At 72.2% G+C, this 22,816-nt stretch carries 17 protein-coding genes and 1 pseudogene; 10 read left to right on the top strand and 8 right to left on the bottom strand.

Annotated elements, in window-relative coordinates; translation table 11 throughout:
- Window positions 1-314 precede the first annotated feature (314 nt).
- The 3 genes from OG776_RS39665 (at window position 315) to OG776_RS39655 (ending at window position 3,429) form a co-directional block, all read left to right on the top strand.
- On the top strand, window positions 315-1,142 hold the full coding sequence (locus OG776_RS39665; protein WP_148012455.1) for a helix-turn-helix domain-containing protein: 828 nt from the start codon (window positions 315-317) through the stop codon (window positions 1,140-1,142).
- A gap of 218 nt (window positions 1,143-1,360) precedes the next feature.
- Window positions 1,361-3,088, top strand: a complete 1,728-nt coding sequence (gene ctaD / locus OG776_RS39660; RefSeq protein WP_443077330.1) for an aa3-type cytochrome oxidase subunit I — start codon at window positions 1,361-1,363, stop codon at window positions 3,086-3,088.
- Window positions 3,085-3,429 carry a cytochrome C oxidase subunit I gene (locus tag OG776_RS39655; protein ID WP_261994692.1) on the top strand — a complete coding sequence of 115 codons (345 nt, stop codon included), beginning with the start codon at window positions 3,085-3,087 and terminating at the stop codon, window positions 3,427-3,429. The genes ctaD and OG776_RS39655 overlap by 4 nt, the downstream gene beginning before the upstream one ends.
- A gap of 50 nt (window positions 3,430-3,479) precedes the next feature.
- On the opposite strand, the gene OG776_RS39650 is transcribed toward OG776_RS39655, so the two are convergent.
- The 5 genes from OG776_RS39650 to OG776_RS39630 form a co-directional block, all read right to left on the bottom strand.
- The gene (locus OG776_RS39650) at window positions 3,480-4,895 is read right to left on the bottom strand and encodes a PucR family transcriptional regulator (RefSeq protein ID WP_329323487.1); all 1,416 of its coding nucleotides are present in this window, start codon (window positions 4,893-4,895) and stop codon (window positions 3,480-3,482) included.
- A 119-nt stretch (window positions 4,896-5,014) separates the two neighbouring features.
- A complete protein-coding gene (locus tag OG776_RS39645) occupies window positions 5,015-6,661 on the bottom strand; it encodes a LuxR C-terminal-related transcriptional regulator (RefSeq protein WP_443077396.1) in 1,647 nt (548 codons plus the stop codon).
- A gap of 571 nt (window positions 6,662-7,232) precedes the next feature.
- Window positions 7,233-8,210, bottom strand: a complete 978-nt coding sequence (bdeA, locus tag OG776_RS39640; RefSeq protein WP_410093237.1) for a bis(hydroxyethyl) terephthalate hydrolase — start codon at window positions 8,208-8,210, stop codon at window positions 7,233-7,235.
- A gap of 275 nt (window positions 8,211-8,485) precedes the next feature.
- Complete coding sequence (locus tag OG776_RS39635) at window positions 8,486-8,833, bottom strand: cupin domain-containing protein (protein WP_329323486.1); 348 nt, start codon at window positions 8,831-8,833, stop codon at window positions 8,486-8,488.
- Window positions 8,834-9,556: 723 nt separating this feature from the next.
- Complete coding sequence (locus OG776_RS39630) at window positions 9,557-10,543, bottom strand: NAD(P)H-dependent flavin oxidoreductase (RefSeq protein ID WP_329323485.1); 987 nt, start codon at window positions 10,541-10,543, stop codon at window positions 9,557-9,559.
- A gap of 382 nt (window positions 10,544-10,925) precedes the next feature.
- Here OG776_RS39630 and OG776_RS39625 point away from each other — a divergent pair, with 382 nt between their 5' ends.
- A complete protein-coding gene (locus tag OG776_RS39625; RefSeq protein WP_148011156.1) occupies window positions 10,926-12,878 on the top strand; it encodes a LamG-like jellyroll fold domain-containing protein in 1,953 nt (650 codons plus the stop codon).
- A 320-nt stretch (window positions 12,879-13,198) separates the two neighbouring features.
- On the opposite strand, the gene OG776_RS39620 is transcribed toward OG776_RS39625, so the two are convergent.
- Window positions 13,199-13,771, bottom strand: a complete 573-nt coding sequence (locus OG776_RS39620; protein WP_148011157.1) for a 3'-5' exonuclease — start codon at window positions 13,769-13,771, stop codon at window positions 13,199-13,201.
- A gap of 198 nt (window positions 13,772-13,969) precedes the next feature.
- Between OG776_RS39620 and OG776_RS39615 the strand changes: the two genes are divergently transcribed.
- The 3 genes from OG776_RS39615 (at window position 13,970) to OG776_RS39605 (ending at window position 17,466) form a co-directional block, all read left to right on the top strand.
- Window positions 13,970-14,563: a DUF4232 domain-containing protein gene (locus tag OG776_RS39615; protein WP_148011158.1), complete on the top strand. Its 594-nt coding sequence runs from the start codon at window positions 13,970-13,972 to the stop codon at window positions 14,561-14,563.
- Between the two features lie 357 nt (window positions 14,564-14,920).
- Window positions 14,921-17,119 (top strand): acyltransferase family protein, encoded by a 2,199-nt coding sequence (locus OG776_RS39610; protein WP_329323484.1) that lies wholly within the window; start codon window positions 14,921-14,923, stop codon window positions 17,117-17,119.
- Window positions 17,120-17,307: 188 nt separating this feature from the next.
- Window positions 17,308-17,466: a hypothetical protein gene (locus OG776_RS39605; RefSeq protein WP_187285752.1), complete on the top strand. Its 159-nt coding sequence runs from the start codon at window positions 17,308-17,310 to the stop codon at window positions 17,464-17,466.
- Between the two features lie 120 nt (window positions 17,467-17,586).
- Here the strand turns inward: OG776_RS39605 and OG776_RS39600 are convergent.
- Window positions 17,587-18,768: pseudogene (locus OG776_RS39600) on the bottom strand (TIM-barrel domain-containing protein); the annotation flags it as partial.
- Window positions 18,769-18,961: 193 nt separating this feature from the next.
- On the bottom strand, window positions 18,962-19,285 hold the full coding sequence (locus tag OG776_RS39595) for a hypothetical protein (RefSeq protein WP_261994696.1): 324 nt from the start codon (window positions 19,283-19,285) through the stop codon (window positions 18,962-18,964).
- A gap of 612 nt (window positions 19,286-19,897) precedes the next feature.
- On the opposite strand from OG776_RS39595, the gene OG776_RS39590 reads away from it, so the two are divergent.
- The 3 genes from OG776_RS39590 (at window position 19,898) to OG776_RS39580 (ending at window position 22,612) form a co-directional block, all read left to right on the top strand.
- Window positions 19,898-20,515 carry a TOPRIM nucleotidyl transferase/hydrolase domain-containing protein gene (locus tag OG776_RS39590; RefSeq protein ID WP_148011159.1) on the top strand — a complete coding sequence of 206 codons (618 nt, stop codon included), beginning with the start codon at window positions 19,898-19,900 and terminating at the stop codon, window positions 20,513-20,515.
- 136 nt (window positions 20,516-20,651) lie between these two features.
- Window positions 20,652-21,620 carry an RNA polymerase sigma factor gene (locus tag OG776_RS39585; RefSeq protein ID WP_148011160.1) on the top strand — a complete coding sequence of 323 codons (969 nt, stop codon included), beginning with the start codon at window positions 20,652-20,654 and terminating at the stop codon, window positions 21,618-21,620.
- A gap of 86 nt (window positions 21,621-21,706) precedes the next feature.
- Window positions 21,707-22,612, top strand: a complete 906-nt coding sequence (locus OG776_RS39580) for an alpha/beta fold hydrolase (protein ID WP_148011161.1) — start codon at window positions 21,707-21,709, stop codon at window positions 22,610-22,612.
- The last annotated feature ends 204 nt before the right edge of the window (window positions 22,613-22,816 follow it).

The raw sequence follows: 22,816 nt of genomic DNA, 5'->3' as shown, positions 1-22,816 counted from the left end.
CGCCCCCAGTCCACCGCCTCGTACCGCGCGCCGGGAGGACGTGGCTGCCTGGGTGTCCGGCACCCAGGCAGCGGCTTCCTGCGAGCGGTCCCGGTGTCCCCGCGGACACCGCCTCTCGACGCGCCGCGCCCCGTCGAACGACCACCGGCCGCGCGCCGCTCTCCGTGTCCGCACCGCCCTGCGTGTCCACAGCCGCACCGGTGCCATGAGCGCCTGCCCACCGGCCGGAGGCCACTCGGTCCGCGGCGAGCGGAGCCACCGGCGCGGCCGGCGCGGGACACGCCGGACCGAACGGCGGGACTACCATCGACGTCATGGCGGCACGGACGAATGAGCTCGGGGACTTCCTGCGGGCCGCCCGTGGCCGGCTCAAGCCCGCCGACGCCGGTCTCGCGGGCGGCACCGCCGGACGCCGGCTGAGCGGCCTGCGACGGGAAGAGGTCGCGGTGCTCGCCGGAGTGAGTGCCGACTACTACGCCCGGCTCGAACAGGGTCGCGAGCGGAACCCGTCCGCCCAGGTCGTCGACGCGATCGGTCACGCGCTGCACCTGTCCGTCGACGCACGCCAGCACCTGTTCCGGCTCGCCGGACTGAACCCCCGGCTCGACCCCGTCACCCCACGGGACCTGGTCCACCCGTCGCTCGCGGAGCTGCTGGAGGCCTTCCCGGCGGCGGCCGCGTACGTCCTCGGGCCGGCGTTCGACGTGCTCGCGGTCAACGCCATCGCCGACGCGCTCCTCGCGCCCTTCGGCGAGGAACGCAACATGCCGCGCATCCTGTTCACCCACCCGGAGGCCAAGACGGTCTTCGTGGAACGGGACCTCCTGCGGCGGGCCACCGTGCGGGCGCTCCGGCTCAACCGCGGCCGCTTCCCCGACGACGCCGCCCTCCGCGACCTCGTCACCGAACTGTCGTCCCTCTCAGCCGAGTTCGACATCCTGTGGAACGACCAGGAAGTGGGCGGCCTGACCCGCGCGTTCAAGGTGTTCGTCCACCCGGAGGTCGGCCGGATCGAGCTGACCTACCAGACCTTCGACGTCCATGACGCGCCTGGACAACAGCTCCTCGTCGGCACCCCCCGGGCCGGTTCCCGGAGCGAGGAGGCACTCGCCCGCCTAGCCTCCGCCCTCTCCTCCGGATAGCCATCGGGATCCCCCTGCTCCGTCAGGGGCGAACGGAATTCAGGGGACTCCGGAGAGAGGACGTCCACGTCTCACTCGGATGCCTACTGTATTCGGGTTGCATCCACGATCGATCGGTTGAATGGCGACCGCTCGGGGCGTAGTGGCCTGCTCCGAACCGCGAGGATGGCCGGCAGACGAGAGCCGTCGGACCACCGTCAGTTGGGGAGCAACCCGCCTTGAGCATGCGCAACGAACCTCGGGGTGCCACGGCATCCGAGGACTCTTACGAGAGCGAGCTGCCGGTCAGGCGCGAGCAACCCGGCAATGTCGTGGTGAAGTGGCTGACGACCACCGACCACAAGACCATCGGCACGCTGTATCTGACCACCTCGTTCGCGTTCTTCGTGATCGGCGGGGTGATGGCGCTGATCATGCGTGCCGAGCTGGCCCGGCCGGGCATCCAGATCGTCTCGAACGAGCAGTACAACCAGGCGTTCACGATGCACGGCACCGTCATGCTGCTGATGTTCGCGACGCCCCTGTTCGCCGGTTTCACGAACTGGATCATGCCGCTGCAGATCGGCGCGCCCGACGTGGCGTTCCCGCGGCTGAACATGTTCGCCTACTGGCTCTACCTCTTCGGCTCGCTCATCGCGGTCGGGGGCTTCCTCACCCCGCAGGGCGCGGCCGACTTCGGCTGGTTCGCGTACTCGCCGCTCTCCGACGCGGTCCGCTCGCCCGGCGTCGGCGCCGACATGTGGATCATGGGTCTGGCCTTCTCCGGCTTCGGCACCATCCTCGGCGCGGTCAACTTCATCACCACGATCATCTGCATGCGCGCTCCCGGCATGACGATGTTCCGTATGCCGATCTTCGTGTGGAACGTGCTGCTCACCGCCGTACTGGTGCTGCTCGCCTTCCCCGTGCTCGCCGCCGCGTTGCTGGCCCTGGAGGCGGATCGAAAATTCGGGGCACACGTCTTCGACGCCGCGAACGGTGGATCACTTCTGTGGCAGCACCTCTTCTGGTTCTTCGGCCATCCGGAGGTGTACATCATCGCGCTGCCGTTCTTCGGCATCGTCTCGGAAGTCATCCCCGTCTTCTCGCGCAAGCCGATGTTCGGCTACATGGGCCTGATCGGGGCGACCATCTCCATCGCGGGTCTCTCCGTGACCGTGTGGGCGCACCACATGTACGTCACCGGCGGGGTGCTCCTTCCGTTCTTCTCCTTCATGACGTTCCTGATCGCCGTACCGACCGGCGTGAAGTTCTTCAACTGGATCGGGACGATGTGGAAGGGCTCGCTGTCCTTCGAGACACCGATGCTCTGGGCGACCGGCTTCCTGGTGACCTTCCTCTTCGGCGGTCTGACCGGCGTCATCCTGGCCTCGCCCCCGATGGACTTCCACGTCTCCGACTCGTACTTCGTGGTGGCGCACTTCCACTACGTGGTGTTCGGCACCGTGGTCTTCGCGATGTTCTCCGGCTTCCACTTCTGGTGGCCGAAGTTCACGGGCAAGATGCTCGACGAGCGGCTCGGCAAGATCACCTTCTGGACGCTGTTCGTGGGCTTCCACGGCACGTTCCTCGTCCAGCACTGGCTGGGCGCCGAGGGCATGCCGCGTCGTTACGCCGACTACCTCGCGGCCGACGGCTTCACCGCCCTCAACACGATCTCCACGATCGCGTCCTTCCTGCTCGGCCTGTCGATGCTGCCGTTCCTCTACAACGTCTGGAAGACCGCCAAGTACGGCAAGAAGATCGAGGTCGACGACCCGTGGGGCTACGGCCGTTCACTGGAGTGGGCCACCTCCTGCCCGCCGCCGCGCCACAACTTCCACACCCTGCCGCGGATCCGCAGTGAATCCCCGGCGTTCGACCTCCACCACCCGGACATCGCCATGGCGGAGGACCGCGGCCACGGCGGGGGAGGCCAGCTCCTGACCGATCGAGGACCCAGGTGAGCGGTCTGCTGCGGCCCGGACCCGAGGGTGAACTCGGCAACGCGGTGGACGGTTACCTGCTCTGGCACGCAAGGGTCACGGAAGCCGAGCAACGCGCGCGTGAGTTCGTCCGGCCCATGGACTGGCTGACCACGTCGCAGCAGGCGGAGATCGAGCGGTACTACGTCGCCGACGCCCTGAAGCGTGCGCGCAAGGACCTCGAACGGATCGCGGCCCGGTGCCTCGATCTGCGGGCCGAGTACGAACACCGCTACCGGACGCTGCGCAGGCGCTGTGTGGGACTGGCCCTGACCGTCTGCGCGGCGGCCACCGCGACCGTCACCCTCCTCCTGCTCTTCTGATCACCGACAGCACCCCGCGGCCCGAACCCCTGGTTCGGGCCGCGGCGCGTTCAGGGGTCGAGGAGACAGTGGGCGGCGAGGGCCAGCGACAGTTCGACGACGTCGGCCGGCCGGCTCAGCGAACGGCCGGTGAGCTGTTCGCAGCGGCGCAGCCGGTTCAGGACCGTGTTGCGGTGGCAGTAGAGGCGGCCGGCGGCGCGCTGGGCGGACCCGTCGCAGGCGAGCCAGGCCGTGAGGGTCTCCAGCATGACGTCCCGGTCGGACGGGTCCAGCCGCAGCAGGGGGCCGAGCACCCGCTCGGCGAGCGCCGCTCCCAGGACCGGCGCGGAGACGACGAGCGCGGCGGGCAGGTGCTCCTCCAGCACGATGGTTCCCCCGGACCGCGGGCAGGCCCGCAGTGCCGTGTCCGCCAGACGCCGGGCGTCACCGATCGCGGCGAGACCGTCCACCACCGGGCTCACCCCGATCCGGGCCACCCCGGGGGCGGTCAGCCGGCGCGCGATCTCCCCGGCGTCCACGTCGAGTCCGTACGTCCGGGGACACTCCTCGTCCGAACCGGCGCCGTCGCCCGCCCCGGCCCCGTCCACCGCCCGCGCGGGGCCCGTACCGGTGTCCATGAGTCCGCTCTCGTGGCTGTGACCGGGTTCGCCCTCGTCGCGCGGGTGGCCGGCGAGTAGGACGATGCCGTAGCTGCCGCCGCCGTCGCGCTCACGATCGCGGTACCAGAGGACCCGCAGCCCGGACAGGTGCACCTGACCCCACGCGTCGGCGAACGTCCTCCCGGAGGGCAGGCGGGCCAGCACGACCGCGTACCGCCCGTGTTCGGGGAGGCCCAGGGCGGCCGCGGTGGCGGGCAGGTCGGCGATCCGCGCGGTGCCGTCGAGCAGTGCGGCCGTCATCAGACGGAGCCGGTTCTCCCGGCGCCACATCAGCTCCCGTTCCGTCTGCCGGTAGGCCTCGGCCACGACGGCGCAGTGGTCGTCGACGAAGTTCCAGACGTCGGCGGCGACATGGACGAGCAGCCGCGCGTCGGAGGGCTGACGGCGGGTCGTCTCCTCGACGAGCTCCTGCCAGACCATGCCGCCGCCCAGCCGGAACGCGCGCAGCAGGGCGTCCAGCGGGAGTCCGCGGTCGGCCCGAGCCCTGCCGATGGCCCAGGAGCAGCGGCGGGCGGCCTCGCGCAGTTCACCGGGCCTGATCAGCGATTCGACGTTGAGCCGCAGCGAGCGCCGCACCTCCTCGCGCACGCTCTCCGCGTCGGCCTCCATGGCGCTGCGGTAGGCGGGTTCACGCTCCCGCAGCAGCGTCATCAGGCGTTCGGTGAGCTCGGGCAGGCCGGCCATCAGTGCCCGGGCGGCCCGGTGCAGTACCGCGAGGGCCTCCGCGTCGACGGCGGGCCGCGCGGCCGTCGCCGGAGTCCGGGGTCCCGGCAGGGTCCTGCCGTGGGCGGGTACGAGGTGCTGCATCGCTGTCCTCCACCGGAGTCGGCTCGGTCCGGCCGGGCCGGTCGGCCGAGAGTGGCCGCACGGGTGCTCCGGATCCGGACCTCCTGATCCCGCAGGATGACATACCGCCTGGTCGGTACCTAGGGGTGTGCGGTGGTCTTCTCGGCGCGGTCCAGCCAGCGGGAGAGTTCGACGCGGGAGCGGACCCCCAGGGCGGCGAAGACATTCCGCAGGTGGTGGTCCACGGTGCGGGGGCTCACGGACAGGCGCAGCGCCACTTCGCGGTTGGTGGCGCCCTCGGCCACGCAGCGGGCGATCCGCAGCTGCTGAGGTGTCAGGAGGGCCAGCTCGCCGTGCGGTCGGTCCTGTCCGGCGTCCCCGGTCGCGCGCAGTTCGGCCCTGGTCTGCGCGGCCCAGCCATGGGCTCCGCCGCGTTCGAAGGACACCAGCGCGTCCCGCAGCCGGCCGCGCGCCTCCCCCGGCCTGCGCTGCCGTCGCAGCCAGGTACCGTAGAGGAGTTGGGTGCGTCCGCGCTCGAAGTCCCCCGTGTGCTGGTCGTGGTGGGCGAGGGCGGTGGTGAACAGCGGTTCGCAGGCTTCGGGTCCGGTCAGCAGCGCGCGGCAGCGGGCCAGCTGCGCAGGGGCCTGCGGGTCGGCGCCCTGGGCGGCCCAGCGGGCGAACTCCGCGACCGCCGCACGGGCCGCGTCCTCCTGCCCGGTGCGGGCCGCTGCCTCGACGAAGCAGGGGACGGCGAGCATGCGCACCGCGAAGTGTCCGCGGCGCGGGCCCGCGCAGACCAGCGGACCGAGCCGCGCGGCGGCCTCGGGGAGGCGGCCGTGGGCGAGATCGGCGCGGGCCCTGGCCCACTGGGACAGCGTGGCCGCCTGCGCGAGACCGTGCGGAGCCGCGACGCTCTCGGCGGCGGACGCGTGCTCGGCGACGGCCGCCCGGGAGCCCTCGACCGACGCGACCAGCGCGAGGATCGCGTGGTGGTGCGCCGCCAGGTTGCGCTGCCCGGTACCGAGAGCGGCCCGCAGACCGTCCTCGGCGTGGGCCCGGGCGCGCGCGTGCCGGCCGGCCCTCAGCTCCCCGTAGGCGAGGCGTTCCAGCGCCTGGGCGACCAGGATGCGCGGCCCGCGGGCCCTGGCCACGGCCAGGGCCCGTGAGTTGGCCCGGCACGCGGCGACGAGGTCACCCGCGACCAGGGCCGCTCCCCCGGCGCGCAGCAGCGCCTCCGGGCCGTCCGGGGTACCGGCCGCTCCCGCCGCGGTGGCCGCCTCCCTCAGCTGGTGCCGCCCTCTGTCCAGACGTCCGTCCATGACCGAGGACATCCCCGCCCGGAAGGCCGCGAGCCGCTGGTCGGGCTCCGGCTGCTCCCGGGCATGATCCAGGGCCTCCCGGCAGGCGGCGGCGTCACCCGTCGCCCAGGCCGCCTCCATGGCGGCGAGTATCGCGGCGAGGGCTCGGCGTCCGTCGACAGGACCCAGCAACTCGGCTGCGAGGAGGAGTACTTCGCGGGCGTCGGCCGCCGGTCCGTCCTGGAGGGCGAGCTGCCCGAGCACCAGCTGGGCCGCCCCGCGTACGGCGTCGGCTGCCGTCTCGTGCCCGGCTCGGGCGAGCAATTCCTTTGCCCGGTCCGGCAGTCCGGCCAGTCTGGCCCGGTCGGCGGCGTCGATCAGCCGGACCGTGAGCGCACCCGCGTCGGCGGCGGGCGGCGCGTCGACCGGCTCCGTAGCGACGCCCTGCGGTGAGCGCGCCCGGCGGCCGAGGCCGTATACGGCCGTCACACCGGTCAAGTCGCCTGGGTTCCCCCGCCGTTCAGGACGCCTCGCGGCACCCGCGTGGCGTGTGGCCGGTCCGGCGGCGGGTCCGTCGGCGCGAGGGGGCGAGGCGGCATCGACCGGGGCGGCGACCGCATCCGCGGAACCCGGCCCGTCCTGGTCGGCCAGGGGTGGGGACGTCTGGCCGGCCGAAGGGGCCGTCGTCTCCGGAGCGCTGTCCCGGTCCGGCTCGTCCGTCACGGCCCGGACGGCCGTCGGTAAGGAGCTCCGGCCCGCCGTCCGCAGCGGACCTCGCACAGTCGCGTTTCCCGTCACGACCGTCACGTTACTTCCGCGTAAACGAAGGCGGAAGCCCTGCCTTCGGGTACCTCCGCGGGCGCGGAAACCGTCTGTGAGCAGCGCGAACAGACACCCGGCGGGAGCGCGGGGTGGGCCGGCTCCCAGGCCCGGACCGCAAGCCTTGTGAGCCCGCACAAGCGTCAACGGCCCCAGCTGGGACCGTCACACGGGTGACGGCCACCGGAACCGGAGTCCGGTGGCCGTCACCCGCGTTCACGGGCCCGTGGTGCGGGACGGGTCAGGAGGTGTGCGGGCAGTTGCCGCGGTACTCGGCGATGGTCAGCGACGCCTGGGGCAGCGGGCAGAGGAACTGCTCGTAGCGGGTGTCGTTGTCGATGAACCGCTTCAGCCACGAGATGCTGTACTTCGCGATCGTCGTGTTGGAGCTGTTGGGCGTGAAGTGCGTGGCGCCCCTCAGCTCCAGGTAGGCCTTGTCGAGCGTGCTCGGCAGGCTCCGGTAGAACGGCTCGGAGTGCGTGGCCACCGGCGCGATCGTGTCACCGTCGGCGCCCACGATCAGGGTGGGCGTCTGGATCTCCGGCCAGGTGGTGTCCAGGTTCCAGCCGGTGAGCGGGATGGCGGCCTGGAGCGAGGGACGGCTCTTCGCCGCCTCCAGGGTGCCGCCGCCGCCCATCGAGTGGCCCATCACGCCGAGCCGGGTGCTGTCGATCCTCGCCCGGACCGAGCTGCGCTGCGTCAGGTAGTCGAGCGCCGCGAGCAACTGCCGCCCACGGCTGTCCGGTTGATCCAGGGTGGTGAGGGTGTCGATGGTGAACACGACGAACCCCTGGGAGGCGAGCCGGGGGCCGAGCCAGGCGATGGACGACTGATAGGCGGTGTAGCCGGGGGAGATGGCGACCGCGCCGAAGGTACCGTCGCTGGTCGAGGTGGGGTAGTAGACGGTGCCGCCGCCGAAGCCCGTCACCGAGAGCGAGGAGACGGTGGTCTGGGAGACGGCGTACGGCCCGCGGCTCGCCTCGATGCCGGCCGTCGTGGGGGCGGGGCCGCGCTCGTACGGATTGGCCGCGGCCCGCGCCGCGGCGGCCGGGGTTCCGTTCGCCTGTGCTCCGGTGGCCTGCGCGGCGACGAGGCCGCCCGCGGCGAGGAGCGCCGCCAGACCGGCCCGCACCAGACGGCTCGTGAGCCGGTGCGGACGGCGTGCGGACGGGGCGGGGCGTGCCGGTTCGGCGGGGACTGCTCGGTTCTGCTGCTGCACGGCGGGGGCGTCCTCTCGGTGAGGGGCGACGGACCCGCGCCGCGCTCGTGGCGTCGCCGAGGGCGTGGGTGTCGGAAGGCGTACGCCGCGAGGCGACGGGGTCCGTCTCGATGGTTGCCCGGCAACTGTCGGTCCCGCCGGCGCTCCCGCGCATCGGCTGAATCACCGGCCTTGGCCCACCACCCGCACACCCACGACGCCCGACCCGGGGCGCCGGAGTCGGCGCCCCGGGGCGTCACATCGGCCGCACCACTCAGGAGCCCGCCGGCCACCGGTCAGCCGGGTTCGGGGTACGTGATGACGAGCATCGTGACCCCTTCCCGCGAGGTCCAGGGCCCGTGGGGCATGCCGGGCGGGCGGCAGGCGTACATCCCGGCGGTGAAGGTCGCGTCGAGGGTGAGGTCGTGCAGGGCTCCTTCCAGGAGATGCACCTCCTCCCAGAAGTCGTGCCGGGAGACGCCCTGGACGGAGGTGTCGGTGCCCGGTTCCCACCGCACGAGCGCGGTGCGGGCGCCGGTGGCGGAATCCTCGGCCAGTACCTGTTCACGCATTCCGGGAACGGCTCCGGGAGGCGTGCTCCAGGGGCCCTCGGGGCGGTGGAACTCCAGCTCGGGCTTGCTCACCGCCGCACCTCCCGTCGACCGTCCGCCCGGACGAGGACAGGCTCCGGCACCGCATCGACCACGTCGGTGTCCGGGCCGACGGAGAACAGTTCCGGCCCTACGGAGAACACCTCCGGCCCGACGCGGAACCGGTGCGGCGCGGTCCTCGCGAGGCCCGCGACGCTGCTTCCCCCGACGCCGTTCGGCACCGTGCCCGCGGCGCTGTCGGAGCCCGCCGGGTCGGCGGCAAGCCCAGCCCAACTCCTTTTCGGGAGCGGACTGTTCGGGGGGCCGGCGGTGAGGCGGCTCGATGTGTTGCGCACGAGGGGCTGTCTCCTTGTCCTGGGCGGTTCGGCGGACGTCGGGGGTGGTCACGGCGACCGTGACGGTGGACCCTCGCCGCCGTCCGCGGGCACCACGGAACCGTGGCCCCGGGCGGCCGGTCGGGACGACGACCGCTCGGGAGGCGCGGCGCCGACACCATCCGGCTCCCGTGGTCGCGGAGCGTACGCGTGCGTCGCACCCTGGCCGCCGGACCACCGGACCACCGACGACGACCAGGCTATCCGCGAGCGGGAGTTCGGCGCGGCCCGGTGCGCACGCGGAACGTCGGGCCGCCACCAAGGCCACCGGGCCCTCGGGGGAAGGCGCGCGGGCGACGGTCCGGCGCGCGCCGCGGGCGAGGGCGACCACCCGCCGGGGCCGGGTGCTCACGCGCCACATGGCTCCCTCGGTGGCCCGGTGTCAGCTCAGCAGCGTGCGCGGCCGCGAGGCCAGGATCGCCTCGGCCTCCTCGCTGACCGTCCGGACCACCTCGGCGGCAGGGCGGACGGCGTCGACGAAGGACGCCGACTGCCCGTAGAGGATCGCACCGGTGTCCGGATCGGGCGTCGCCTCAAGGGGGTTGACGTCCTCCATGGGCGCGAACTCGCCCTTGCGGTCCCGCAGCGCCGCCTCACGCCCGGCCCATTCGTCGGTGAAGCGATTGCGGCGGACGCGTTGTCCGACGGCCGACGGCCACGGCAGGTCGGACACGATGTCGTAGGCCCGCGTCCAGACGGTGTCGCCGCCGTCGCTCTCTACGATCAGGCGCTTGTGGACGGCGGACACCTCGACCGCTTCGGGCGTGGCGAGGAACGCCGTACCCAGCCAGGCGCCGTCCGCACCGGCGGTGAGCACCGCGGCGAGGGTCCGGCCGTCGCCGACGCCCCCCGCGGCCAGCACCGGAACATCGGGGTACCGCTTCACGATCCCGGCCAGGAAGGGCAGCAGTCCCATCGTCCCGGTGTGGCCACCGGCCTCCGTCCCCTGGGCCACGAGCACATCGGTTCCCGCGGCGACCGCCATCTCCGCGTCCTCGTAGCTCTGGACCTGGCACATCACCCGCGCGCCCGCCGCCTGGGCGCGCGCGACCCAGGGCCCGGGGTCGGCGAAGGACAGTGCGACGACCGCCGTGCGCTCCTCCAGCGCGGCCTCGAAGTGCGCCTCGGTGAACGGGAGGAAGGGCGTGATGAAGCCGACCCCGAACGGACGGTCCGTCGCGGCGCGGATGGTCGCGATCTCCGCCCGGATCCAGTCGGGCTCCTCCCACGGATGCGTTCCCGCGAAGGAGCCGAGCCCGCCGGCCACCGAGACCGCGGCGGCGAGCGTCCCGCCGCTGTGGAGGCCCATGGGGGCGGACATCACCGGATGAGTGATACCGAACATTTCGGTGAATCTCGTGTGCAACATGGGTCGAAGCTAGCGAAATCCTCTAATCCGGCCCACGAACGACGCGGCGCGCGGCCCGCCGGGGGCCGGGCGCTCGCTCCGTCGCCCCGGCCGCCGTCTCACCGGGACGCGAACCGCCTCCGACGACCCCGCGGCGCCCTGCCGGTCCCCGTGGCGACCCGGCGCCGGGCACCGCCGCGGCCTCGGTGAAGCGGTGCGGCCCCCTGGATACCTTCCGTTCACCGTCCACCCTTCGGGACGTCAGCGCCCGGCCGTGGAGCGACGGGCGCTTTCAGTCCTGGACAGACGTTTGATCTTCGTTTGTCATCTCACGTCTGCCCGGCCCGGACCGGTGCTGACTAGCGTCGTGGCTGTATGCACCATCGACCCGGGAAGAGCTCCTATGTCCAACATCGATGACAATCCGTCACAAGAGCCGACCGAGCAGAGTCGGCGAGGTTTTCTGCGCAACGCGGCACTGGCCGGTGCGGGAGCGGCAGCCCTGGGAGCAGGCACCTCGGTGGTCGGCGGGACCCCCGCGTTCGCCGCGGAGGACGCCAAGAGCGGCCGGACGGGTACGTGGAGACCGGATCAGACCGCGCTGCAGTTCACCCTCGCGGTCATGCCGGACACCCAGTTCCTGTACTGGGGCAGCCAGGACAGCGTCAACCGGACGCCGCAGGAGGAGTCCTTCCGCTACATCGTCGAGAACAGCGGCACCGACACCGACAACATCGTGTTCATGACGCACCTCGGCGACCTGACGCAGGACGCCGACCCGTCGTCGTTCCAGCAGGTCGACAAGGCGTTCGCCGTGCTGGACGCGCACGGGGCCGCGTACAGCGTGCTGGCCGGCAACCACGACGTGAGCGGCGACGACAGCCGCGGTGACACGCCGTACCTGCAGACCATGGGCCCGCACCGCTTCAAGCGCGCGAAGACGTTCGCCGGCGCGGACGCGACCGGGTACAACACCGCGCACATCTTCCAGGCCGCCGGCCGCTCGTGGCTGGTCCTGGCCCTGGACTGGCGGACCACCGACCAGGGTTTCGCGTGGGCCAACGACGTCATCAAGGCCCACCCGAAGATGCCGGTGATCCTCACGTCCCACGACATCGTCGCCTCGCCGTACGATGACAACGTTTTCCCCTACGAGTCGGGGGACCCGGAGGACAACGCCGTACTCTCCGGCTACGGGCAGACGGTCTGGGACAAGCTGATCAATGACAACGACCAGATCTTCCTGACCCTCAACGGCCACTACTGGCCGCCCGGGCGCACGACCCGCAAGAACGCCGCCGGCCACGACGTGGCCATGCACATCACGAACTACCAGAACCGCTACTTCGGCGGTGGCGGCATGATCCGCCTGTACCACTTCGACCTGGCCCGCAACACGATCGACGTCGAGACGATCAACCCGTGGATCCTCGCTCAGGACCCCGAGTCCCGCAACGAGTTGGCGGCCGAGCACGCGCGGATCACCGGTCCGGTCGACAACTTCTCCATACCGATCGACTTCGAGAAGCGGTTCTCCGGCTTCATCCCGGTTCCGGTGCGGCCCGCCCGTCCGGCCTCCCGGGAGTTGGTTAAGGGCACGCTGGCGTACTGGCGTTTCGACGGACAGGGTGCGCCCGGCACCTCGCTGGCCGCGGGCCAGACGATCCACGACCTCTCCGGCAAGGGCAACGACCTGACGGTGGTGACCGTGCCGGGCAGCGCCTCGGACGCGCTGACCTGGTCCGCCGACCACCACCCCGACCAGCCCGGGCACGCCAGCCTGAAGTTCGTCGGGGGCCGGAGCCCGGTCCACGGCTCGTACCTGACCACGGGACCGAAGGCGCCGCTGAACTCCGAGACGTTCAAGTCGGGGTACACCATCGAGACGTTCGTGATGCTGCCGCTGGACTGGGACTCCGGGAAGAACGGCAACGCGTCGATCCTGAGCCGCCGCGGCTCCGCCGGGGCCGCGGGCAAGCACGGCAAGAACACCGACCCGAACGAGCCGCTGGCCCAGTTCGCCGTCACGAACAACGGCCGCGAGGCCCAGTTCAACCACTACCCGACGAACGACACCTACCCGACGACCAACTGGGGTCACGGCATGGTGGAACTCAAGTGGTGGCACCTCGCGGTGGTGAACGACGGTCGTCTCACGAGGCTGTACGTGGAGGGCGCCCCGGTCGTCGACAACCCGAACCGTCTGTCGGTCGGCCTCACCTCGCTCGGGCTGCCCTGGCTGGTGGGCGGCCACGAGTACGCGGGCGCCGTCGACGTCGTCTTCCACGGCAACGTCGGTGACATCCGCATCGTCAACCGCCCGCTGTCCGCGCGTGAGTTCCTGACCGCGAAGTAGGCGCGGCGACCTCTCCCCGTCTCCGGCCGGCGCGTCGGACGGAGACGGGGAGAGGCCCGTTCCGGACCGGGGAGCACGGTGCCCGGCCCGGCACGGTCGGGTCCGTACGGCCGTGGTCGGCGCTGCGGCCGAACTCGCGCGTGTCCGGCGGCATGCCGCCCACGGGCTGGCCATGAGCCAACTGGTGCCGGCGGAGCCCGCGTTCGCGTCGTCCCGGACGTTCGCGCCACCCTTGCGCGCGAGGTACGTGCCGGAAGGCTCATGGCGCGAGGCGCGGAGAGGCGGGCTCGTCGCCTGCCGCCGCTCCTGACGGAAAGGTCTCAGACGACCTGCGCGACGGGCCAGGAACCGCGGCCGACCAGGTCGAGCACCAGGGCCGCGATGTTCCAGGCGTCGTCGTCACCGCGGTGGTGACGTCCCTCCAGCGGCAGGCCGACCACACGCAGGGCCTCCGCCATCCCCGGTCGCCTGCGAAGTCCGTGCGCCTCGGTGAACACCGCCTTGACGTTGGTGTGCCCCGCCCCGAAGGGGTAGCCCGCTCCGGTGGCCCGGCACTGCCGGACGAACTGCTTGCGGTCGTAGTCGCCCCAGCTAGCCCAGGGCCGTGTCCCCGCGCCGTGTTCGGCCGCCAGCGTCCGGCAGGCCTGGGCGAAGCTCACGCCTTGGTCCACCTCGGTCTGCGTCAGGCCCGTCAGCTCCGTACAGAAGTCGCTCACGACGGACCGGGCGGGACGGACCACCAGGCGATGCCTGCCGACCCGCTCGCCGGCGCGGAGATCGACGACCGTCAGCCCGATCTCGATGATCTCGCTGACCGCGCCGGACGGCGGCTGTCCGCGCCAGCATGTCGCTTCGACATCAATGACGTCGAGCAGGCCTCCAGCAGCGTCCATGGCCCGAGGTTATGGGGCCCAACGCCCCTCGGGCACCTGGATTTCCTCTCCCCCGCCGTACCGGGCCGAAGTTTTTCGCCGCCGTCGCGAACTTTGTCGCCGATCGGCGCATCGAACACATGTAGAGGGCAAGAAGACGGCTCGCGGCCACCCACGGCGGCCGCGCCGCCGGGAATCGAATGGAGTGTGATCGTTGCGATGAACGCTTACCGGAACGCCGACCGTCCCGTGGCCACTGCCGGCCGCGGCCGCCGCGTCGGACGGGTACTGCTCGCGGGGGCTGCCGTCGCCGCACTGGGGTTCGCCGGTACGGCCGCCGCACAGGCCGCGACCGGCAGTGGCGCGAAGAGCACGAAGGCCACGCCGACCTGCTCCGCGTCCGCGCTGAAGGCGACCTTCGGCAAGGCACTGGCCGGAGGCATGAACCATCAGGGTGTGGTCATCAACCTGCGCAACCTCAGCGGCCGGACCTGCGCCCTGCGCGGCTTCCCCGGTCTGGGCCTGGAGAACTCCGCGCACAAGGCGCTCGCCTCCCACACCTACTGGGGCGACACCTGGTACGCGGCCAGCCCGGCCAAGAAGACCCTCACCCTCAAGGACGGCGAGAGCGCCGAAGCGGTCGTCTCCTGGAGCCACGCCAACACCGGCACCTCCGGCGCGGTGCACGCCTCGTACCTCGAGATCACCCCGCCGGCCTCCACCCAGCACAAGACGCTGGCCTTCCCGCAGTGGGTCGACCACGGCGAACTCAGGGTCACCGTGCTGGCCAGGCACATCACCGTGAACGAGTGACGTCCCGGCGCACACACCTCTGAGCCCGGACCGCGGGCCCGGACCGGACGGTCCGGGCCCGCGGTCCGTTCCGGGAATGGGCAGGGGCACGCCCACAGCCACGGCCACGGCCACAGGAGGGAACCTCGGGCTGCGACGACCGACGAGGACCCGCGATGACCGGCGAACATGCGCGACCGGGTCCCTTGGACTCGGTCCGATGAACGGTTCGGGAACGGCGGGTAGGGCTTCGACGAAGAAAGGTGCCGGGAGGGCCGGACCAGGCCTGTTTGCCGCAACCCTTCCTCTTGATGGTCGGTCTGATCAGCGACGCCGTGCCGTTCGGCGCTCATCGGCCATCGTTCGGAGGAGATCCCCGTGGTTCGTGCCGCCTGGCCCGCAGTGAGGGCGACGCAGGCGCCGGCATCCCGACCGCACGCCCGGGACTGCGGCCCGACAGCGGGTGGTCCGGGCACCGGAACGCCTTCCCAGGCGGCGGGGAAAGCCCCTCTGCGTCTCGACATCCAGGGGCTGCGCGCCCTCGCGGTCTCGCTGGTCGTCCTCGCCCACGCGGGCGTCCGCCATGCCGCGGGCGGCTACATCGGGGTCGATGTCTTCTTCGTGATATCGGGCTTTCTGATCACCTCGCTGCTGCTGCGCGAACTGGTCCGCGACGGCCGCATATCGGTGCGGAGATTCTATGCCCGCCGGGCGCTGCGGCTGCTGCCCGCGTCGACCGTCGTCGCGCTCGTCACGCTCTGCGGTGCCTGGCTCTTTCTGTCGAAGATCCGCTTCGAGGAGTACGTGGGGGACGCGCTCAGCAGCACCTTCTACGTGGTGAACCTCCGGCTGGCGAGCGCCGGTACCGACTATCTGAACGCGGACAGCCCGCCGTCGCCGTTCCAGCACTTCTGGTCGCTGGCGGTGGAGGAGCAGTTCTACCTGGTCTGGCCCCTGCTCCTGTGGGCCGGTTGGAAGCTCGCGCGGCGCCGGAAGCGGCTCGTGGCCGTGCCGTTCGCGATGCTGTGCCTCGCGTCCTTCGCGCTGAACGTGCACGTGACGGGCGTCTCGGCGTCCTGGGCGTACTTCGGCTCGCACACCCGCTTCTGGGAGCTCGGCGTCGGCGCGCTGCTCGCCCTCTCCGTCGGCAGGCTGGAAAGGTTGCCGACCTGGGTGTCCGGTCCGATGAGCTGGATCGGGCTCGTCTCCCTGCTGGTGGCGGCGGCCCGCTTCGACGACGACACACCGTTTCCCGGCTACTACGCCCTCGTCCCGGTGCTCGGCGTCGCGCTGGTGCTGGCGGGCGGTTGCTCGCCCGCGCGGTACGGCGCCGGCCTGGTGCTCTCCCTCCGGCCGGCCGTGTGGCTCGGCGGGCTCTCCTACAGCTGGTATCTGTGGCACTGGCCGGTGCTGGTCATCCTCCCCATGGCCTTGGACCGGCCGGCCACCGCCCCGTTCGGGCTGGTCTCGGCGGCGCTCGCGCTGCTCCTGGCCTGGCTCACGCTGCACCTGGTGGAGAATCCGGTGCGGTTCCACCAGGTGTTCCGCGGCCGGCCGCTACGGGCGCTGGGGCTGGGGGCGGGGCTGGCCGCGGGCGCGGCGGCCGTCGCACTGGTCGCGGCGAGCTTCCCGCCGCCCATCGCCTCGGACCTGGCCGCCCCGGAGCTGAGGAGCATGCTCGCCGGGGCGGCGGACCCGCGGGCGGCACTGTCCACCTTGCTGGACAGCCCCCCTCACGGTCTGCCGAGCAACCTGACACCCGGGCTCACCGGGATCAGGGGAACCCTCTCGGCGGTCTACCGGGACGCCTGCCACATCGGCTACCAGAGCACGGCGACACCGCCATGCGTCTACGGGGACCGGTCCGCGTCGAAGGTCGTCGTGCTCTTCGGGGACTCGCACGCGGCCCAGTGGTTCCCGGCGCTCGACCGGCTGGCCAGGGAGCGCCACTGGAAGCTCGTCTCCATGACCAAGGCGTCGTGCAAGGTCGCCACGGTCACCACCGTCTACCAGGGCCGGCCGTACGTGTCCTGCGACCGGTGGCGGACGGCGCAGCTGGCCAGGATCAGGGCCCTGCGCCCCGCCCTGGTGATCACCTCCTCGTCCGACTCGGCGGATCTGGCCCGGCCGTCCGGCGACCCGCGCCGTCAGTGGACGGACGGCTTCGCACGGACGTACCGGGAACTGGCGAGGAGCGGCGCCGAGGTGCTGGCCGTCGTGGACACCCCCTGGCCGAAGGAGGACGCGGTCGACTGCGCGGGGACCCATCCGCTGGACCTCGAACGCTGCTCGTCGCTCGTCGTGGACGCGGTCAAGGACCCCGGCAAGAAGCGTGAGATCACCGACGCGGCGGCGGCCGCGGACGTCTCGGTGATCGACCCGGTCCCCTGGCTCTGCGGCACCGGTGGGTGCCCCGTGGTGGTGGGCGACACCCTGGTCTACCGCGACGACAGTCACCTCAGCGAGACCTACGCGGAGGCCGTCGCGCCCGTTCTGGGCCGCGAGTTGACCGCCCTCTACGGCGACGATCTGAGCCGCCGTCCCGGGCTCGTCCCGGAGTCACCGGCCGGCCGCTGACCGTACGCGTGCGGTGGGTTTCGGGTCACCGCGGCCGTGGGGGTCCGGACGCCGGGAACAGCCCGGAGGCGTAAAATTCTCGTGCGGGCTGTCGGTGCACGGGTTCCGCGATCCCCACGGTGCCACGGTGGACGCCCATGGACCGGGCCGTCCCCTCGGCAGGCCGCAGCGTCCGCGAGGAGGCCGCGATGACCGAACCTTCCGAAAAGTGGGTCGACCGGCTCAAGGAGCTCACCGGGGAGCCGCCCGGCGAGAAGGCCGAGAAGTTCGTTCACGACCTTTACACCACCGCCCAGAAGGATCTCGACGCCCAGCGTGCCCAGGCGGAGTTCGAACGCGAGGAGTAGCCGTCGGACCGCTGTGGCCCGCCGGGGCGAGGGCTTCGCCATGCGTCGGACCATGGCCGCGGCGGGCCCGCTGGAGGCGGGTCCGCCGCGGCGGGGGCGGGGCCGGATCGCCGTCGGCCCCTACCGGTAGGTCACCGTGATCGGGGCGTGCACCGAGTGCCGGGGCAGGGTGACGGTCAGTGTCCCCGACGCGGCGTCCCAGTGGCAGTCGTGCGGTGACAGGGCGACACCCGTGGCACTGGGGTGGGTTCGCTCGCCCCCATGATCGAGAGGGTCCACCGGCGTTGTGCGGGCTGACCGCGGAACGAGCCCTTCGTGGGGCTGATCGACAGGGTGTGGCGGCCGCCGGTCTCCTTGTACCGGATCTCGGTCGTGGCGCTGTGGCCCCTGCCCGTGGCGGTCCCGTCGTCCTCGTAGAGGCCGGTGGCCCCCGAGCCGCCCGCGGCGACGGTGAGGGTGACGTCCGTCAGCGGGCTGTCTTCGTCGTGGGCGACGTCGTGCGTCCTGGTGGGCAGGACGCCGCCGGCCCTGATGAACACCGGCATGGTGTCCAGGCCGGTGGTGATCTGCTCGGTGGTTCCGCCGGCGTAGGTCCTGCCGGTGAAGTAGTCGGTCCACCGGCCGGGCGGGAACCACACCGAGGTCGTGGCGGAGGACCCGGGGGCCGTGACGGGGGCCACGAGCACGTCGGAGCCGTAGAAGTACTCGCTGTCGGCGGTCGCGTACAACTGCGGTTCGTCCGGGTACTCCAGGTAGGCGGGCCGGACGATCGGTACGCCGGTGCGGTTCGCCTCCTCGGCCAGCGTGTAGGTGTACGGCACGAGGTTCTCGCGCAGGTTGAGGAACTTCTCCGCCGACTTGGCGGCCTCGGCGCCGTACTGCCACGGCAGCCGGTCGCTGTGGTTGCTGTGCAGGCGGTCGACGGGCTGGAAGGTACCGAACTGGACCCAGCGCGCGTACAGGTCGTCGGGCAGCTTGTGGGTGGTACGTGTCTGGCCGCCCTCGGTGTAGGTCTCGGCCCCCGTCAGACCGGTGGTGTCGTTGTGACCGCCGATGTCGTGGGTGATGGCGGCCATCCCCGTCGCGGCCGACTCGCCCGGGGTATAGCCGACTTCGAACTTCAGCGTTCCCCAGGTCGAGGAGGTGTCGCCGGTGAAGTGCACCGTGGTGCGCTTGTCCGCCCAGGGGCCGGTGGGCAGCGCCTGCTGGCCGCTGTACCCGGCCGGCCTGGAGGGACCCGTAGGCGCGCGAGAGGACGAACCCGCGGCCGAGGGTCCGGGCCGTGGCGGTGGCGTACTGCTCTTGACATCGATGTCGGCGGACAGGGAGCTGCCGGTGCCCTCGAACCCGGCGGCGAAGCCGCTCCCCGTGTAGCCCTTGTGGTCGGAGGCGACGGAGACGCCGTCGGTCCGCAGGTTCTCCGCCTCGCACAGGGCGCCGAGCCCACAGGTCAGTCGGTGCCACGGGGTGGCGGTCACCGGGGCGTCGCCGGCCGTCAGGCGCACGGAGAGATCCGCGCGTCGAACTCACCCGAGCCGACCTTGTAACGCAGCGTCATGGACCGCGTCTTGACGGTGAGCCAGCCGCCGGAGGTACGGGCGGTGTACTCGGTCGGGGTGAATCCGTCACGCCCGATGGCGTTGAACGTCGAGGCGTCGGTGAAGGTCCCGTCACCGGCGTACTCCGTGCGGATCAGCGTCGGCGAGAGGATCTCGAAGCGGGGTTCCCCGCCGTGACGGTCGGTATCCTTCGGTGACCGGGTGGCCCGTCCGCCGGTGCCGGACCTGCACCGGTCGCCGTCAGGGCGGCGATGGTGCACAGGACCACGGCAGGTCCGATCCGTTCCCTCAGGGATCTCCGCCGTCGCCTCACTGAACGTGGCCTCATGTGCGGCTCCTTCCTCACGTCGACCGCTCGGCTCGTCCACCCCGCACGGTCCGCGTCCGGAATTCTCGGGGACCTCCCAAGTCCCCCTGTCCGCACGGCTCCCGCGGGTGTCCACCAGGATGATTTACATCGTTGAAGAGAACATGCGTGACCGGACCGCGCGCGTGCGAGACGGCTGGACGTGTGCGCCTCAGGACGTCCGGCACAGCTTCCTCGACGGCCCGCCGAAGGCGGGACGGGGCACGAGGACGACGTGGTCGTCCCCGGCACGGCCCCGCAGCGACCGCGGCCGGGAGCACCCCGCTCCCCCGGTCCGATCCGGCCGGCGTCACCCTCCCCGACGGCCGTGAAGACGCCCGCCCCGGAGGGGAATGCGCTTCCGGCGGCGAGCCGTGGCGCATCCTCCGACGACCGGTACGCGAGAACGCTCCGGCCCGCGGCCGGTCCTCGTACGAGCCGCTCGGACCTCGGAGACGCCTGACCTGGGAAGCGAGCGGCCGCATAATCACCTGACGTGATCCCGGCGAAGGTGCAGACTCGCCCTATGGCGGACCTACACGCGTTCAGGGACGCGGTCGACGTCTGGGCGACCGGCGGTCCCGCCGGGCCCGCGGGCGATCTGGCCGGACGGCTGGGGGTGCGGACGGCGGTCCTGCTGGAGGGCCTGAGCGACCTCGCCGCCGTGGAGGCTCTGGCCGCCCGGCGCGGCCGGGACCTGGCTGCCGAGGGCGTCTGTGTCGTGTCGATGGGCGGGGCGATGAGCGTCGCGCGCTACGCCGGGCTGCTCGGGCCTCCCGGCCTCGGCCTCCGTCTGGCCGGACTGTGCGACGAGCGCGAGCGGGGCTTCTACGCGCGCGGCCTGGAGCGGGCCCGCGTGCCGCACGGGAGCTTCTTCGTGTGCGCGGCGGATCTGGAGGACGAGCTGATCCGTGCGCTGGGTACACCGGGGACCGAGGAGATCATCGAGGCCGAGGGCGACTTCCGGGCCTGGCGGACCTTCCTGCGCCAGCCCGCGCAGCACGGCAGGCCCCGACGGCAACAGCTGCGGCGCTTCCTCGGGACGAAGAGGGGCCGCAAGATCCGATACGGCCGTCTCCTCGTCGACGCCCTCGCCCCTGAACAGGTGCCGGCGCCGCTCGACGACCTCCTCGCGAGTCTGTGAACCGGCGCACGGGAACGGCCGTCGTCACCGAGGCGTCCAGCCATTCCCGCCATCCGCCGGTGAGCCCGGATCCGGGGGCCGCGACGATCCCGTAGTACGGTCACGCGGGACGGCGGGCACGAGAAGAGGAACCCCCATGAACCAGAACTCGGGCGATGCCTCACGCCTCGAGAACGCGGCGCTCACCCGCGCCGCGCAGGCGGGCGAGATCGCCGCCCTGGGACTGCTGCTGGAACGGCACCGGGCGGGTATGCGCGCGGTGGCGCTGAGCATTCTCGGTCCGGGGCCCGACGTCGACGACGTGGTCCAGGACGCGGCCCTCACCGCGCTGCGCCGCGTGCGCGACGTCCGTGACCCGGAGGCCGTCGGCGCGTGGCTGCGGATGATCGTGCGCAATGCCTGCCGATCCCTGCTCCGCTCCGCCGTCCCGTCCCGGCCGATCGAGGACCTGCCCATGCCGGCCACGGACGACGATCCGCAGCGGTGGCTGGAACAGCACACCACCCGCGACTGGATCTGGGCGGCCGTGGAGGAGCTCTCCCCCACCCTGCGCCTGCCCCTGGTGCTGCGGCACTTCAGCACCACCGTGAACTCCTACGAGCGGATCGCCGACGCCTGCGGGGTCCCGGTCGGCACGGTCCGCAGCCGGCTCAGCCAGGGACGGGCCAGGCTCGCGACCGCCCTCGCCGCCACGGCGGACACCGCGCACGGCGACACCGCGCGGCGCGTCCGCGCCAGCCGGGAAGAGGCGCACGAGACACTGGCCGCCGCCGAGAGCGGTCACTTCGGCGCCCTGATGGCTGAGCGCTGGTCGCCCGGGATCACCCTGTTCCGAGGGTCCGAGCCGGTGGGCGACAGGAGCGTCCTGGAGCGCGGCATGGACAGCGATCTCGACGCCGGGGTCCGCCAGCGCCTCGTCCATGCCGTGGCCGGCGAGTCCCTCACCCTCTGGGAGATGGACCTCCTGAGCCCCACGGACGACCCGGGACACTGCCCGCCCTCGGTGGCCTGGCTGATGACCCTGGACAACGGCGGCCGTCCGCTCCGCCTCCGTCTCCTGCACCCGAGGCCGGTGCCCGCGCTCCAGTCGCTCACACCGATGTGACGGGCGTCACGCGGCCCGGATCGAACTTCGCCCGCTCCCCCGCGTCCTGCCGGTGTCATCGACACCTACCGGACACGGAGATCCCCATGACCACCTTCGAGACCGCCCCCACGGCAGCGGGAACGCACACCGTCGAGATCGACGGGGTGACCCAGCGCTATCACGTGTACGGCACGGGACCGGTGTGCGTGGCGCACTCCGGCGGGCCGGGCATCGACTGGGAGTACCTGCGCATGCCGGCCCTGGAGCGCGACCTCACGATGGTGTACCCGGAGCCGGTCGGGAGCGGCGCCTCCGGGCGTCTGGCCTCCCACCCCCACGGTTACACCCGCTCGCGCTACAGCCGCTTCCTCGGCGGCCTCGTCGACCACCTCGGTGTGCCCGAGGTGCACCTCCTGGGGCATTCGCACGGCGGCTTCGTCGCGCAGTACCACGCCCTCCACCACCCCGAGCGCGTGGCGGGCGTGATCCTCTACGAGAGCGCGCCGCTGACCGGTCCCGAGCACATGGCCGAGGCCATGCGCCTGGTGCAGGCATTCGCGGAGCGGCACGCGGGCCATCCCGGGCTCCCCGAGGTCCTGGCGAGTTTCCAGGCGATCCCGACGATCTCGGACGACGAGGAGATGACCGCGGTCGCCCGGGGGCTGCTGCCCTCGTACTTCGCGGACTACTGGGGCCGGGAGGCGGAGTTCGCCCCCTTCCGCGCCTCGGTGCGGGCCACCCACATCTCGGGGCTGGCCGAGGACCTCACTCCCGACGTCATCGACGACCGCGCCGACCTCGGGGCGCTCACCGTGCCCGCCCTGATCGTCGTCGGCCGGCACGACGTCATCTGCGGGGTGCGGTGGTCCGAGGAGCTGCACCGCCTGATCCCCGGATCGGAGCTGCTGGTCCTGGAGAACAGCGGGCACTTCGGTCACCTGGAGGAGCCGGAGGCCTTCGCGGCCGCGGTGACGCGGTTCGTGACGGCCGGGCCGCCCGGCACGCTCTGACCCGTCCCGGCGGCCTTCCCGACGGGCCACGAGGGTGTGGTGCGCACGTTGTACGGGTGCGGGCCACGCCGGTGTGGTGCGCACCTGTGTGTGCGCACCACACCCGTCGCCCGGGAAGGACGCGTGGGCCGGGCCGACGTCCGGTCCGGAAAAAATTCCGGCCGATCCGCCCCGGCGATGTCGAGAATCCGTGGCCCGCTCCGT

The organism is Streptomyces sp. NBC_01689 (assembly GCF_036250675.1).
Taxonomy (GTDB): domain Bacteria; phylum Actinomycetota; class Actinomycetes; order Streptomycetales; family Streptomycetaceae; genus Streptomyces.
This window is presented reverse-complemented; position numbering and strand designations above follow the sequence as displayed.

Bases quoted from the DNA above. Each gene is read 5' to 3' on its own strand.
- OG776_RS39605 (WP_187285752.1), top strand. From the start codon at position 17,308: ATGACCGAACCTTCCGAAAAGTGGGTCGACCGGCTCAAGGAGCTCACC.
- OG776_RS39665 (WP_148012455.1), top strand. From the start codon at position 315: ATGGCGGCACGGACGAATGAGCTCGGGGACTTCCTGCGGGCCGCCCGT.
- OG776_RS39650 (WP_329323487.1), bottom strand. From the start codon at position 4,895: ATGCAGCACCTCGTACCCGCCCACGGCAGGACCCTGCCGGGACCCCGG.
- OG776_RS39585 (WP_148011160.1), top strand. From the start codon at position 20,652: ATGAACCAGAACTCGGGCGATGCCTCACGCCTCGAGAACGCGGCGCTC.
- OG776_RS39580 (WP_148011161.1), top strand. From the start codon at position 21,707: ATGACCACCTTCGAGACCGCCCCCACGGCAGCGGGAACGCACACCGTC.
- OG776_RS39630 (WP_329323485.1), bottom strand. From the start codon at position 10,543: ATGTTGCACACGAGATTCACCGAAATGTTCGGTATCACTCATCCGGTG.
- OG776_RS39625 (WP_148011156.1), top strand. From the start codon at position 10,926: ATGTCCAACATCGATGACAATCCGTCACAAGAGCCGACCGAGCAGAGT.
- OG776_RS39590 (WP_148011159.1), top strand. From the start codon at position 19,898: ATGGCGGACCTACACGCGTTCAGGGACGCGGTCGACGTCTGGGCGACC.
- OG776_RS39615 (WP_148011158.1), top strand. From the start codon at position 13,970: ATGAACGCTTACCGGAACGCCGACCGTCCCGTGGCCACTGCCGGCCGC.
- OG776_RS39620 (WP_148011157.1), bottom strand. From the start codon at position 13,771: ATGGACGCTGCTGGAGGCCTGCTCGACGTCATTGATGTCGAAGCGACA.